Origin of the sequence: Brenneria tiliae (assembly GCF_023347575.1) — a bacterium.
Taxonomy (GTDB): Bacteria; Pseudomonadota; Gammaproteobacteria; order Enterobacterales; family Enterobacteriaceae; genus Brenneria; species Brenneria corticis.
Genome location: NZ_JAKPCB010000099.1, coordinates 1 through 13761 on the forward strand (window position 1 = coordinate 1; position 13761 = coordinate 13761).

At 59.7% G+C, this 13761-nt stretch carries 12 protein-coding genes; all 12 read right to left on the minus strand.

What is annotated here, in order from left to right:
- Positions 1-105: 105 nt before the first annotated feature.
- The 12 genes from MFP24_RS13805 to MFP24_RS13860 all read right to left on the minus strand — a co-directional run bounded on the left by MFP24_RS13805 (position 106) and on the right by MFP24_RS13860 (position 13707).
- The gene (locus MFP24_RS13805; RefSeq protein ID WP_249231148.1) at positions 106-744 is read right to left on the minus strand and encodes an ABC transporter permease; all 639 of its coding nucleotides are present in this window, start codon (positions 742-744) and stop codon (positions 106-108) included.
- 77 nt (positions 745-821) lie between these two features.
- Positions 822-2357, minus strand: a complete 1536-nt coding sequence (locus MFP24_RS13810) for an ABC transporter substrate-binding protein (protein WP_249231147.1) — start codon at positions 2355-2357, stop codon at positions 822-824.
- A 22-nt stretch (positions 2358-2379) separates the two neighbouring features.
- Entirely contained in the window at positions 2380-4212 is a 1833-nt protein-coding gene (locus MFP24_RS13815) for an ABC transporter ATP-binding protein (RefSeq protein WP_249231146.1), read from the minus strand.
- 351 nt (positions 4213-4563) lie between these two features.
- A complete protein-coding gene (locus MFP24_RS13820) occupies positions 4564-5220 on the minus strand; it encodes a methionine ABC transporter permease (protein WP_249231145.1) in 657 nt (218 codons plus the stop codon).
- On the minus strand, positions 5201-6349 hold the full coding sequence (locus tag MFP24_RS13825; protein ID WP_249231144.1) for a methionine ABC transporter ATP-binding protein: 1149 nt from the start codon (positions 6347-6349) through the stop codon (positions 5201-5203). Before MFP24_RS13825 ends, MFP24_RS13820 begins: the two co-directional genes overlap by 20 nt.
- Positions 6350-6361: 12 nt before the next feature.
- Positions 6362-7201 (minus strand): MetQ/NlpA family ABC transporter substrate-binding protein, encoded by an 840-nt coding sequence (locus tag MFP24_RS13830; protein ID WP_249231143.1) that lies wholly within the window; start codon positions 7199-7201, stop codon positions 6362-6364.
- Between the two features lie 115 nt (positions 7202-7316).
- On the minus strand, positions 7317-8648 hold the full coding sequence (locus MFP24_RS13835) for an aminotransferase family protein (protein WP_249231142.1): 1332 nt from the start codon (positions 8646-8648) through the stop codon (positions 7317-7319).
- 157 nt (positions 8649-8805) lie between these two features.
- The gene (locus tag MFP24_RS13840) at positions 8806-9564 is read right to left on the minus strand and encodes an ABC transporter ATP-binding protein (RefSeq protein ID WP_249231141.1); all 759 of its coding nucleotides are present in this window, start codon (positions 9562-9564) and stop codon (positions 8806-8808) included.
- Positions 9561-10358, minus strand: coding sequence for an ABC transporter ATP-binding protein (locus MFP24_RS13845; RefSeq protein WP_249231140.1), 798 nt, complete (start codon positions 10356-10358; stop codon positions 9561-9563). The genes MFP24_RS13840 and MFP24_RS13845 overlap by 4 nt, the downstream gene beginning before the upstream one ends.
- Positions 10358-11245, minus strand: coding sequence for an ABC transporter permease (locus MFP24_RS13850; RefSeq protein ID WP_249231139.1), 888 nt, complete (start codon positions 11243-11245; stop codon positions 10358-10360). The genes MFP24_RS13845 and MFP24_RS13850 overlap by 1 nt, the downstream gene beginning before the upstream one ends.
- On the minus strand, positions 11242-12198 hold the full coding sequence (locus MFP24_RS13855; RefSeq protein ID WP_249231138.1) for an ABC transporter permease: 957 nt from the start codon (positions 12196-12198) through the stop codon (positions 11242-11244). The genes MFP24_RS13850 and MFP24_RS13855 overlap by 4 nt, the downstream gene beginning before the upstream one ends.
- Positions 12199-13707 carry an ABC transporter substrate-binding protein gene (locus tag MFP24_RS13860; RefSeq protein ID WP_249231137.1) on the minus strand — a complete coding sequence of 503 codons (1509 nt, stop codon included), beginning with the start codon at positions 13705-13707 and terminating at the stop codon, positions 12199-12201.
- Positions 13708-13761 lie beyond the last annotated feature (54 nt).

Here is a 13761-nt window from a genome sequence, read left to right on the forward strand (position 1 = left end):
GTTGTAAGGCGGAAGTAATTTGGCCAACACAGCGGCTTTACGTTCCGGTGAATAACGTTTCATATCAGGCTCCGTTGCCCCCATTGAGATTTTCAGTATGGGGTGTCAACTATCCTGCCAGAGGGGGATATATTGCGACTGCAGAGTTTCCAGCATTGCCGTTCGCACGAGGCGTACATTGGTTGCGGTCAGGATGACGCCCATGGTAACCGCGGGCATTACATAACTAGCGGCGCCCGACATCCCGCTTGGCGGAAGCCAGCCGAGCGTGATGGCAAACAGTAAGACCAGCATCGTGGCAAGCCAGAAATTCGGGAACGACAGGCCGACCAGCGATAGGATACGGATCGCCTGGTCGACGAGTTTGCCGCGCGTCGTCGCCGCCTTGATTCCAAGAGGGATCGACAATGCGATCGAAACCGCCATCGATATAAAGGCCAGCAGCAGGGTTGCCGGCACGGCGTCGCCGATCAGCCGCGAAACAGAGGTGCCGCCGGAAAAGCTGCGGCCAAGGTCGAGTGTGATCAGGCCGGTGAGAAAGTTCCAATATTGGACGATAAAGGGCCGGTCGGTTCCAAGCGACGCACGAATACGCGCCAGATCGTCCTCCGTCATGCTGCCGCCCCCCTGAAACATCATCAATGCCGGATCGCCAGTCAGGCGAATGGCGAAAGAAACGACGAGAGTAATGGCGATGACGACAAAGATAGCCTGTAGCAATCGTTTAATCAGGAAGCCGACCACGTTGTTTTCCTTGAAGAGAAATGTGAACCTCGCCCTATCCGCCGCGGGCAAGGCCGTTTTGTCAGATGAAATGCCGATCAGTCGACGCTGACTTCGTTAAGTTTCAAACGGTTGTCCGGCGGCGCCACGAATCCCTTAACGCGCTTATTGATACCAAAAATGGCGTTGGAATTATAAAGCGGCAGTTCGAGGGCTCGTTCGGCGGCATAGGCGCCGATCTCCTTGAGGATCTTTTCGCGCTCGGCACGATCGGTCAGCGGGCGCTGCGACTCTAGCAGCTTGTCCATCTTCTCGTCCTTATCGTACGGGTTCCACTTTTCACCCGAGTGATACATCGCGTAAGCCGTGTTGTCGAAATCGAAAGTCCAGCCTCCCCACTTCTGTTGGAACATGGCTCCGGTCTTGCCCTGCGGTATGATGTCGTTGGTGATGACGTTGGTCTCATAGGGCTTGATGGTAGCGGCAAGGCCGACCATCGACAGATAGCTGGAGATAACCTGCGCGACTTCATTCATGGTTGCGTCGTTACCGCGAATGTCGATTTGTAGCGTGGCGCCCGGTTTTACCCCGGCCTCAGCCAAAAGCGCCTTTGCGCCTGCCGGATCGAAAGGCAGCGGCTTGAGGTTCGGGTCGTAGCCGAAGGAGAGCGCGCTCTGGAAGCTGGCGATCTCGGAAGCCTGACCGGCAAGGATCGATTTGACAATCGTGGCGCGGTCCACCGCCATGATGATGGCTTTGCGAACGCGCAGGTCGGCGGTAACGCCATCACGCGTATTGAAGCGTAGCGCGTCGACGCTCGGGCTTGGAACACTGACAATCTCCAGCTTGGGATCACCCTTGACGACGGGAATCATACCGATCGGAATGGTCGGAGGGATCACCAGATCGACTCGACCAGCCTGAAGCTCGGCAACTGCGGTCGACGGCTCGGTGATAAAGCGATATTCGAGCTCCGCAAGCTTCGGCGCGCCATCCCAATAATCCGGATTGGCTGCGAGCTTGACGTTGACCTTCGGCTGGTAGGAGACGAACTTGAACGCGCCGGTGCCGATCGGGTTGACGTTAAAGTTGTCCTCACCCTTTTCCTGGATATATTTCGGCGGAACGATCATGGCGCCATAGCCGGCGAGCTTGGTTAATAGCACCGGATCGGGAGCTTTTAACTTCATATCGACGGTGTAGTCGTCAATGACGTCGACACTATCGATCGAGGTGTAGTTAGACCGCTGCGGACCTTTGGCTCCCTGTTCGCCGAGCAGTCGCTCAAAGGTGAATTTTACCGCTGAGGCGTTGAAAGGCTCGCCATTGTGAAATTTGACGTTGTGGCGCAGCTTGAAGCGTATCCGCCTGCCGTCATCCAGCTCTTCCCAGCTTTCAGCCAGTCCAGGCACAACGTTGAGATCCGGACCTCGATACGTTAAACCGTCGAAGATATTAGTAGCCACGCTTGCCCACTGCACGAGGAAAGTATCTATCGGATCCCAACTGCCCGGATCCTGCGGCGTCGAAATGGTCATCTTGCCCGCAGCGAAAGCGGGAACAGTGGCGAAAGCCGTGGCCGACAGAGCAAACGCCGTGAAGGCCGCTGTCAGTCCCCTTTTAAACGTTGTCATTATCTGTTCCTCTTCAGATGTTTCAGGCGCTTTTAGCGACAAAGTGGCCTAGACCGATTTCCTCATGGACAAGGATTGCGGGTTCGTCGCCGACGCGGTGAACCGGATTAGGAATTTCTCCTTCAATCAGCGCGGTATGGCGTTTAACCGTAGGATCCGCGACCGGCACGGCGGATAGCAGGCGGCGCGTATAGTCATGCATCGGCGTTTCGAAAACCTGGCGGCGCGAGCCTAGCTCCATGATCTGGCCGAGATAGAGCACCGCGACGCGATGACTTATCTTCTCCACCACGGCCATATCATGGCTGATAAAGAGATAGGCAAGGCCCCGCTCCGCTTGCAGATCCATAAACAGGTTGACGATTTGCGCCTGGATGGAAACATCAAGCGCTGACAGCGCTTCGTCGGCGATGATCAATTTCGGCTCGCAGGCGAGCGCGCGGGCAATACACACTCTTTGACGCTGGCCTCCGGAGAATTCATGCGGATAACGCCCGGCGACGCCGGAGCTCAAACCGACGCGTTCAAGCAGTTCGTCAACGCGGCGGCGCACCGCCTTCTGGTCCGCTATCAAACCGTGCGTGTTGATCGGCTCGGCAATTGAAAAACCGACGCTCTTCCGAGGGTCAAGTGAAGCGAAGGGATCCTGAAAGATGTATTGCACTTCCTGGCGCATACGGAAGCGCTCTGTAGCCGTCATCGAAGAATAGCGCTTGCCGTTGAAGGCAATCTCACCGGAGATGGCCGGCTGCAATTGCTGGATTGTGCGACCGATGGTCGATTTCCCGGAACCGGATTCACCGACCAGCGCCAGCGTTTCGCCGGGATAAATGTCAAAACTTACCTTCTTGACGGCGCTGCAGCGATGCGTCGCCCTGCCGAGCAGATTCTTGCGGATGTTAAAGTGGACGAATAGGTCCTTAACCGAAAGCAACGGTTTGTCATACTTTGCCGTGTTTTGCACACGCTCTTCGCCAATCACGGTCGGCCAGCCGTTTTGTATTACTGTTAGCGGCATGCGCTTCGGGAATTCTTCACCGGTCATGCTGCCGAGGCGCGGAACGGCGGAGAGAAGCGTGCGGGTATAGGGATGCTGCGGACTGGCGAAGATCTCCCTGACCGGACCTTCCTCAACTTTCCTGCCTTGCCACATAACGACGACGTCGTCGGCCATTTCCGCCACAACCCCCATATCGTGAGTGATGAAGATCATCCCCATACCGAGATTCTTCTGTAACTCGCGCATAATATTGAGGATCTGCGCCTGAATCGTCACATCAAGCGCCGTCGTGGGTTCGTCGGCGATCAGGAGCTTTGGCCGGCAGGCGAGCGCCATGGCGATCATCACGCGCTGGCGCATCCCCCCGGAGAGCTGGTGCGGATAACGCTTCAACAGTGCTGCGGAGTCCGGCAGGCGCACCATATCAAGCAGCCGTCTGGCCTCGGCCGCGGCGCCTGTTTTGTCCATATGCTCATGAAGCCTCAGCACTTCGCAAATCTGGTCGCCTATCGTAAAAACCGGATTCAGCGAGGTCATTGGTTCCTGGAAGATCATCGCGATCTCCTTGCCGCGGATTGACCTCATCTCCTTCTGCGAAACCTTCAGAAGATCTTTTTCACCAAACAGAATGCGACCGCTGGCAAACTTCGCCCCCATCATATCGGCAAGGCGCATGGCCGACAGCGAGGTGACCGACTTGCCGGAGCCGGACTCGCCAACCACCGCAACGGTTTTACCCGGCGCGACGCTGAAAGAGAGGTCGTCCACAACGCGGCTGGCGCCGAACTCGACGCTCAACCCCTGGACCGATAGAAGCGGTTTGCCATTTTTGTTTTCATCCGCCGTCTTCATCATTTCCTCAACGCCGGCCGGCGGCGGCAACGCGTCCAGCGGCGCCAGGCGCCGCCGCTCCCCCCTGATTCACCGTTCAAATCGATACTTTTCATCACCCTGCTCCCGCTTGCCCGTCGAACGACACTGAGGAGGATAGTTAGCAAGATTAGTGCCATCGATACGCAAAGAAGATTTATTGGCGGGGCACAAGGTTAACTTACTGAACAATAAAGCAATGTATTCGCTTTACGGTCGCGGTCCTTTTGCACCTTACTGGTGAGACCTTTGCACCAATAGGGTGTCCACCATCGCCAGATTAAACTCAGGCTTCGGCGACGGACGCTGATGGATGATTTAGGCGCGACCGGCGTATTAATGGCGTTTATCCACCCGGGCGACCAGCCGGTCGCCCAGCCATTGAATGCCGCTTACCAGCACGATAAGTACGGCAATCACCGCCGCCATCACCGTGGTTTCAAAGCGCTGATAGCCGTAGCGAATAGCCAGATCTCCCAGGCCGCCCGCGCCGATGGCGCCCGCCATCGCCGAAGCGCCGATCAACGCCACCAGCGTCACCACAAACCCGGACAGGATCCCCGGCAGCGCCTCCGGGATCAGCACATCCCAGACAATGCGCAGTTTGCCGGCGCCCATGGCCCGCACCGCATCAATCAATCCGCGATCGACGTCGCGCAGCGACACTTCGGCGACCCGGGCGAAATAGGGCGTGGCGGTGATGGAAAGCGGCACAATCGCCGCCCAGGTCCCCAGCGAGGTGCCCACCAGAAAACGCGTCAGCGGGATCAGCGCCACCAGCAGAATAATAAACGGCAGCGAACGAAAGCCGTTAATTACCATTCCCAGCGAACGGTTAATCCAGCGGTTTTCCGCCACGCCCCCGGCGCTGGTCATCACCAAAATCAGCCCTAACGGCAGCCCTGCTATCAGTGAAATAAGCCCGGACACCGAGGTCATAATCAGCGTTTCCTGAATTGCATTAAACAAGAGATCAATCATTACCGGAGACATAGCCGCTTAACTCCACCTGAGCCTGCTGCCGCTGCAACCAGGCGAGAACCTGCCGTTGAGACGCCGGGTCATCGACCGGCAGCGAAAAGAAAAAACGCACCACGGCATAATGCTGAATATGGTCGATGCCGCCCTGGATCAGGCGAAACTTGCCGGGCAGCGCCTGCGCCATACGCGTCAGGATATCACCCTGCCGCTCCTGGCCGGCGTACTGTACGCTGTAGATGGCCTCCCCCTGAGGCTGCGGCGACAGGCGGGCAGCCAAACTATCCGGCAGCTGCGGCAACAATCCGCGCAGCAGGATGCGCGTCAGCGCCGACTGCGGATGGGCAAACACCTGCCACACCGGTCCCTGCTCGACGATTTCACCGCCGTCAATCACCGCCACCCGGTGAGCAACGGTTTTGATCACTTCCATTTCATGGGTGATTAATAAGATGGTGATGCCCAGCTTTTGATTGAGGGATTTCAGCAGCGCCAGAATGGCGCGCGTGGTCTCCGGATCCAGCGCCGAGGTGGCCTCATCGCACAGCAACAGCGCCGGACTGGCGGCCAGCGCCCGGGCAATACCGACGCGCTGTTTTTGTCCGCCGGACAGCTCGGCGGGATAAGCCCCGGCTTTATCTTCAAGGTCGACCAGCGCCAGCAGTTCCGCCACCCTTTTCCGGCGCCGGGCTTTGTCGTAACCGGCGATTTTCAGCGGCAGCGCGATATTCTGCTCAACCGTCTTCGCCGACAGCAGGTTAAAGTGCTGAAACACCATGCCGACGCGGCTGCGCACCGACTGCAACGCTTTCTCGCTCAGCGCGGTAATCGCCCGCCCCTCGATTTCGATAATCCCCTCATCCGGCTTTTCCAGTCCGTTGAGACAGCGGATCAGGGTGGATTTCCCCGCCCCGCTGCGGCCGATAATGCCCAGTATCTCGCCTTTTTTTACCGTCAGCGAGACGGATTTCAGCGCCAGGGTATTACCGAAGCGACGACTGACCTGATGCAGGCGCACCACGTCCTGCAAGGGTTCCGGCCCGCCGCCCCCGTCGGAAAAGACGCCTTCCGGCGCCGGGTTTCCGCCGGCGGACTGGTCGGCGCCAACGCTGAAAGGCGCCGTGGATTCAAAAATTGCGCTCATGCCCGGCTATCCTTACCAGGCTGATATGCCGGTGCCTTTATAAACCTGATCAAATACTTTTTTCACCGCGTCGTTCTGGTAAGAACCGACCAGCGTTTTCACCCATGGCGCATCGGCGTTCTCTGTTTTCACCGCGATAAAATTGTTATACGGATTGTCTTTCACCGGCTCCTGCGCGATGCGATCTTCGGCGGTCAGGCCGCTTTTCAGCGCCCAGTCGGTATTGACGATGGCGGCATCAAGGTCGGGAACCGAGCGGCCGATAATCCCGGAATCCAGCTCTTTAATTTTCAGCTTACGCGGGTTCTCGGTCACGTCCGCGATGGTGGCGAAAATTCCGGCGCCCGGTTTCAGTTTGATAACGCCTTCCTGCTGCAGCAGGAGCAGGCCGCGCGCTTCGTTAGCCGGATCGTTGGGCACGCCGACTACCGCCCCTTCCTTGAGTTCGGCGGCGGATTTCACTTTTTTCGAATAGAGGCCAATCGGCCAGACCGCGGTGTCGCCGACGCGCACGATATCGTAGTGGTTCACTTTGATTTGGTTGTCGAGAAAGGGTTGATGCTGGAAGGCATTGGCATCCACTTCGCCATTCTGCAGCGCTTCATTGGGCTGATTATAGTCATTGAATACCACTGGGATTACCGTCAGCCCTTTTGCCGCCGCCTGCTTTACCACTTCGCGCCATACGTCCTCATCTTCGCCGCTGATAATGCCGACTTTAACGGTGGTTTTATCTGCCGCCCATGCGGCATTCAGCGGTGCCGCCGCGCCGCCGATCGCCACTGCAGCCGTAGCGGCCAGTAACAGAGCGCGAGATGTTTTTTGATAAATTTTATTAATCAGGTAGCGCATACGATATTCCCCAAAAGGAGTGAGATGCCTGCGTTATCGCAGACATAATTGGAGTATACCCAGTGGTCAATATCGTAATAATGATATTTTTATATATTCATTTTGAATATATGTCTTATCGGCGCCCACTCGTCACATTCTCGACGTGCGCCACTATGTCATAGACGGCACGGCTTACTTTGCTCACCTGCTCGGTGGTGATGACCAGCGGCGGCGCCAAGGTGATCGCCCCGCCGTGCACGCCGAGAATGATTCCGTGCCGCTGCCGCGCATAGCGCCGAATCTCGGCTTTCAGGGCAGGATCCCGATCGATAAGAGATTGCCGGGTCGTCTTGTCGGTAACCAGCTCCAGGGCGACCAGCGCTCCGCGGCCGCGGATTTCCCCTACCAGCGGCGAGGATGCCAGGGAAGCAAGCTCCTCAAGGAACTGCCGTCCGCGGGCGCGTCCGTTCTCGATCAGATTCTCGCGCTCAATGATGTCGATGCTGGCGGAGGCCACGGCCGCCGCCGCGAGATGGCCGGCAAACGAGCCGCCGCTATCCGTGCCGGCCACCACTTCGGCGACCTTCCCGTCGAGCAGCAGAGCCGCTATCGGCATATAGCCGCTGGCGATGCCCTTACCGAGCACGATGATATCCGGTTCTATGCCGAATTCGTTGCTGGTGAACCAGGCGCCGGCACGCCCGAAGGCCGTCACCACCTCGTCGGCGACGAACAGGATGCCGTGCTGCTTCAGCACCGCCGTGATACGCGGCCAGTAGTCGTCGGGCGGCGAGATAACGCCCCCCGGACCGACGATCAGCTCGCCGAACATGGCGGCGATATTCTCCGCGCCGTGTTCGGCGATGGCCTGCTCCAGCTCTCGCAGGCAAAAATCGGTCAGATCCTCGTCGCCGTAGAGTTCCCGGTGGTAGGGCCGCGCAGGCGTAAGCTGGATGATATCGGGCGTCGCCCCGCCGATCCCGGGGCGTCCGCCCGCGAGCTCCGCCCCGGCATAGGTGCGGCCGTGGAACGCGCCGCGGTGAACAAGAACCTTGCGCCGCTGCGGGTTGCCCTGGCGGTAGTGATAGAGCCGAACGATTTGCAGCGCCTCATCGTCGGCTTCCGAGCCGGAGCTCATAAACCTTGCCTTGCCGATGTTCGCAGGCGCCCGGGCGATCAGCCGTTCGGCCAGCCCGATGGTCGGAAGGTTGGCGAAATCCCAGGCGATGGTGAAATGCGCCAGCCGGGTCATCTGTTCAGCGGCCACCGCGGCCAGTTCTTTCCTGCCGTGGCCGATCTGAGTCAGCCAGGCTCCCGCGTGGACATCGATATACTCGCGGCCGTCCACGTCCCACAGGCGAGCGCCGTCCCCGCGCACCAGCAATACTTTCTCTCCCTCGGCGTATTCGCTAGGGTGTTGCACCGCATTGCGATCCCGCGCCAGCCAATTTACATTTTCCGTCATCGTTACTCCGTTTATGGCATCGCCCTACCGGGCCTAGATGGTTTCCACAGACGCTAAAGCGCGGCAAACCGGTTGCATCCGGTGGATATATCACCACCCGAGCGCCCGCCCGACCGGCCTCCCCGTCGGGCTGCGGATTTTCTTTCTTCCAGGATAGCTATGCCTGACGGCGCAGCCGCGGGATGGCCCTGACCAGCCGCGCCCCCTCCTCCGTCGCCTGAAAGCTGAATATCCGTTCGGCGCTACTGCGCTCGACGATGCGGCCCTCATGCATCACCGCGATGCCGTTACACGCATAACGAATAGCCAGCAGATCGTGTGAAATCAACAGGATGGTCAGCCCCAACCGGTCGCGCAGTTCTTTGAAGAGGTCCAGTATCGCGGTGCGTACCGTAACATCCAGACTTGAGGTCGGCTCGTCGGCGATAAGCAGCTGCGGGCCGACCGCCAGGGCCCGGGCTATCGCGACGCGTTGCCGTTGTCCACCCGACAGGTGCGCCGGAAAAGCGGCGGCCACGTAAGCCGGAAGATGCACCTGCTCCAGTAATTTTTCCACCTCCCCGCGGGCGGACTTTTTATCGAACCCGCGGATAACGGTCAGCAGTTCGGTCAGCGTTCCGCCGACGCTCAGCCGCGGATTGAGGGAGGCGTACGGATCCTGATAAACGGTCTGAATACGCCGCAGCTGCTCGCGCGAGCGGCATGCGCCCAGTTCGATGCCCTGCCAGAGAATCCTGCCTTTTAGCGGCGGCACCTCGCCGGTTATCACCCGCGCCAGCGTCGTTTTCCCCGAACCGGAGCGGCCGACGATCCCGGTAATGGTGGCCGGCGGCAGGTCGAGGTCGATCGCTCTCAGCGCTTCCGTCTGCCGGTACTGCGCGGATATCGCTTCGAGTCTCAGCAACGGTGACGTCATGCCCAACCCCCTTGCAGTAGCAGCTGCGAGCCTATCAGCATCTTCGAGTAGGGATGGACCGGGTGATTGATGACGGCCTCGGTGCGGCCTGACTCGACAATCTCGCCGTAGCGCATCACGCAGATATGCTCGCAGAGCCGGCTAACGACGGAGAGATCGTGACTGACGAAAATAATCGCGATGTTCTGCTGCCGTCTGATGGTGTTGATTAGTTCGAGGATTTGCGCCTGCGTCGCCGTGTCGAGCGCCGTCGTCGGCTCGTCGCACAGCAGGATCTGCGGTTTCTTCGCCAGCGCGATAGCCAGAATAATGCGCTGGCGCTGTCCGCCGGATAGTTGGTGCGGGTAGGCCCGCGCGCGCCGTTCGGGTTCATCGATACCGACCTGACGGATCAGCTCGATGGCCGCCGCCATTGACTGCGCCCGGCCGTCTCCCGTGGTCGCACGGTGTATTTCCGCGATCTGCTTTCCTATCCGCATCAGAGGATCCAGCGCGCCGGCGGGATTCTGGAACACCAGACCGAAAGGCGTTCCCCTCCCCTTTATCACCTCGCGCCCCGCCTGCACCACCTGGACGCCGTCCACCCAGACGTCGCCGCCGGCCAGGGCTATACCGCGAGGCAGGCAGCCGATCAGCGCTCGCAGCGTGAGGCTTTTGCCGGAGCCGGACTCGCCGACGATGCCCAGACTCGCCCCCGCCTCAATGGCGAACGAGACCTCATTCACCAACAGAGCGCCTCCCGCCTTCTGGTCGTGCAAACTCAGACGGCGGATGTCGAGAAGATGTTGCGTCATCACTCCAACCTTAATAATTCGGCGATGCCGTCCGCGAGCAGGGACAGGCCGATGCCGGTAAAGACGACGGCGAGCCCCGGAATAACCGGAACCCACCAGAGCGTAGTGACGAATGACTGACCGTCGGCGATCATCGATCCCCAGTCCGGGGTCGGCGGTTGAATTCCCAGTCCCAGATAGCCAAGGGTGATGATGGCCACGATGACATACACCATATCGGAGACGAATATCACCAGCGGCTGAGCGATAACGTTGGGCAAAATATGGACGGCGATGATCCTCGCGCGCCCGAGCCCCGCGGCATGGGCCGCCACCGCCCACTCTCTGCGGCGGCAGTCGGCGGTGCCGGCACTCAGCACCCGGGCATAGGGTACCCAGCCGACCAGAGCGAAGGCGATGTAGATGCCCGCCTCTCCCGAGCCGAAGGCGAATACCACGATAAGGACGACCAGGTAAAAAGGAAAGGCGATCAGGCAATCCGCGATACGCATCGTAAGCCATTCCAGCCGCCCGCCGCTGAAGCCGACCACGGCGCCGATTACGGTGCCGGCCAGCGCCGGCGCCAGCGCGGCAAAAAAACCGATGCGCAGATCGGTGCGCGCGCCGTATACCAGCCGCGACCAGACGTCCCGGCCAAGATGGTCCGTACCGAGAAAGTGCGCCAGCGACGGCGCCGCCAGTTGGTTCTCCAGGTCCTGGGCGATGGGATCGTGGGTGGCGAGGAAAGGCGCCAGCAGTGCGACGGCAACCATCAGCACCACGATCGTCAGTCCGGCGATCAGGGTCGAGGAGATGCGCCGCCGTTTACCGTAGTGCTGCGCGCCGACGTCTGTGCCCATTTCATGGCCGATGGCGCTCTGCTCGCGTTGTTCTATATGTTCCGTCATTCCACCGGCCTCGCACGCGGATCGAGAAAACGGACGCAGACGTCGGTCAGCAGGCTCACCGCCACCACGCCGAACGCCGAGAAGAGCGCAATCGTCTGTATCAGCGGAAAATCCCGCTTCGCTATCGCGTCGAACAGCAGGGAACCGACGCCCGGCAGCGCGAAAACCCGTTCCAGAATGATGGAGCCGCCCAGCATGCCGCCGATGTTGATACCCAGCAGAATCAGGGCGGGTACGGCCGAGTTGGGCAGGACGTGGCGGAATAGGATCCGCGCCTGGGAGACGCCGCTCACCCGAAGCATAGTGACAAAATCTGCGTTAATGACCTCAAGCAGTTGGGTCCGCAGGCTGCGCACCAGTATCGGCGCCGTCGTAACCGCCGCGGTGAAACTCGGCAGGACCAGACTGTTGAAAAACCCCTGTCGCCCTATCCCGCCAACGGGAAACCAGCGCAAATGGACCGAGAACAGCAGAATCAGGATGATTGCCACCCAGAACACCGGCATGGCCGCACCCAGCGTCGACAGCGAACGGATTAGATGATCGGCCGCCCGGCCTTCGTTGAGCGCGGAAAAAATCGACAGCGCGCCAACCAGCACGATGGTGAAGAACGTCGACAGCGCCACCAGAGAGAGCGTGACGGGAAGCCGCCCCAGGACCAGCTGGCTTGCCGGAACCCGGTATACCAAAGAGTCGCCCACGCTGCCGCGCGTCGCTATCCCCAGGACGAACGCCCGGAACTGCTCAAGCAGCGGGCGGTTAAGTCCGAGAGAATCGCGTAGCCCCTGCACTGCCTCGTTGTTCGCGCGATCTCCCAGAATCATCTGCGCCGGGTCGCCCGGAATAATGTGCAGGATAAGGAACGTCGCCACGACCACGCCGGCGGTGGTAAAGGCGGCGCGCAATAACGGCTCCCGCAGTTGCCGGGCGACATTACTGTTCCACACGGACATTTATTTGAACCTGGCGGAATCAAACCGGGTCGCCCCGTTGGGAATAGCGACGACGCCTTCGACATTACTGCGAACGGCGATGAGACGGCTTTGATAAACGAGCGGGATAATCGGCGCGTCCGCGGCGATTATTGCCTGCGCCTCCCGGTACAGTTCGCCGCGCCGCGCCTCATTCTGCTCGACGCGCGCGCGGCGCAGAATATCGGTGAGCCGCGGGTTGTCGTAGAAGGTCCAGTAGCTGTCGGAACCGCCGTCCGCCGGAATCAGATGGTAGGAGAGGAAAATATTGGGGTCGCTGACATCGCTGATCGACTCCTGCAGGCGGAATGCATAATCGCCGGCGTGCGTTCTCTCCCGGATGACCGCCGGATCGAGCGACTCGATTTTCACCGTAATACCGATCTTCGCCAACTGGTTCTGGATGATTTGGGCCTGCTGAGCGCGAAGCTGATCCCCGCTGGGCGTGAAAATGGTCGTCGAGAAACCGTCGGGGTGGGCGCTACGGCCCAGTTCGGCTTTGGCTTTTTCAAGGCTGTAGCCGGGCAGCGGCGTATCGGGATCGAAGAAAGCCGAAGTCGGCGGCAACAGAGAGGCGCCGGGTACCGAAGTACCGTAGCTCGTCGCCTTCGCCAGTGCAGCCCTATCGATCGCCAGATCCACCGCGCGGCGCACGTGCACGTCGGAGAAATGCGGGTCTTTGGTATTGAACTGCAGTATCTGGATGACCCAGCTTTCCCCTCGGGAAACGGTCACATCGGCGTTTTTCGTCAATTCGGCGTAGCGCACCGGCGGCAGGTTATCAATGACATCGATCTGGCCGGCCAGCAGTTGCTGTACGCGCTGATTCTCATCCGGGACCACGGTAAAGGCGATCTCGTCGAAGAACGGCTTGCCTGGATTCCAGTAGTTCGCGTTCTTCTTCAGCGTCACCGTGCCGCCCGGCTCCCAGGATTTGAAGGCGAACGGACCGGTGCCGACTGGATGTTTGAAAAACGCCTCCTCCCCGGCGCCGCCGAAGTTGGCGGGAAGGATGCCGTTGGATACGGCGCTAATGTCCGCCAGCAGCGCCGGATAAGGTTCTTTAAGTCTGATGACCACCGTACCCGCGTCGGGTGCGGTTATCGACGCGATTGGCGCCAGCAGAGGAATACCGCTGCCATTGGCGACGTGGCGCTGCAGAGAAAACACCACGTCCTCCGCATTCAGCGGTTTGCCGTCGGAGAACTTGACGCCAGGCCGTAGCTTGAACGTCCACGTCAGTCCGCCGTCACTGTCCGCGGAGGACGACGCCAGCCAGGGCTTGGGCTGACCGTCCTCTCCCACGATATAGAGAGGCTCGAAAATCTGGTCCGCGGTATAGACGCTGACGTCAAAAACGCTGGCGATATCCAGGGACTCCACCGGAGCGTATCGCCCGACGATCAGCGTTTTCTCCGCCGCTGCGACGGTTCCTATGTGTAGTTGAGAAGCAGAAAGCGCAAAGAATATCCCTGTTGAAAGTATTTTCAAATATGATGCCAAATTCCGGTTCAAACGAACCTCCGCATGTTTTTTATTTTAAAA

Coding starts and splice junctions, on each gene's coding strand:
- MFP24_RS13810 (WP_249231147.1), bottom strand. CDS start 2,357: ATGACAACGTTTAAAAGGGGACTGACAGCGGCCTTCACGGCGTTTGCT.
- MFP24_RS13815 (WP_249231146.1), bottom strand. CDS start 4,212: ATGATGAAGACGGCGGATGAAAACAAAAATGGCAAACCGCTTCTATCG.
- MFP24_RS13820 (WP_249231145.1), bottom strand. CDS start 5,220: ATGTCTCCGGTAATGATTGATCTCTTGTTTAATGCAATTCAGGAAACG.
- MFP24_RS13825 (WP_249231144.1), bottom strand. CDS start 6,349: ATGAGCGCAATTTTTGAATCCACGGCGCCTTTCAGCGTTGGCGCCGAC.
- MFP24_RS13830 (WP_249231143.1), bottom strand. CDS start 7,201: ATGCGCTACCTGATTAATAAAATTTATCAAAAAACATCTCGCGCTCTG.
- MFP24_RS13835 (WP_249231142.1), bottom strand. CDS start 8,648: ATGACGGAAAATGTAAATTGGCTGGCGCGGGATCGCAATGCGGTGCAA.
- MFP24_RS13840 (WP_249231141.1), bottom strand. CDS start 9,564: ATGACGTCACCGTTGCTGAGACTCGAAGCGATATCCGCGCAGTACCGG.
- MFP24_RS13845 (WP_249231140.1), bottom strand. CDS start 10,358: ATGACGCAACATCTTCTCGACATCCGCCGTCTGAGTTTGCACGACCAG.
- MFP24_RS13850 (WP_249231139.1), bottom strand. CDS start 11,245: ATGACGGAACATATAGAACAACGCGAGCAGAGCGCCATCGGCCATGAA.
- MFP24_RS13855 (WP_249231138.1), bottom strand. CDS start 12,198: ATGTCCGTGTGGAACAGTAATGTCGCCCGGCAACTGCGGGAGCCGTTA.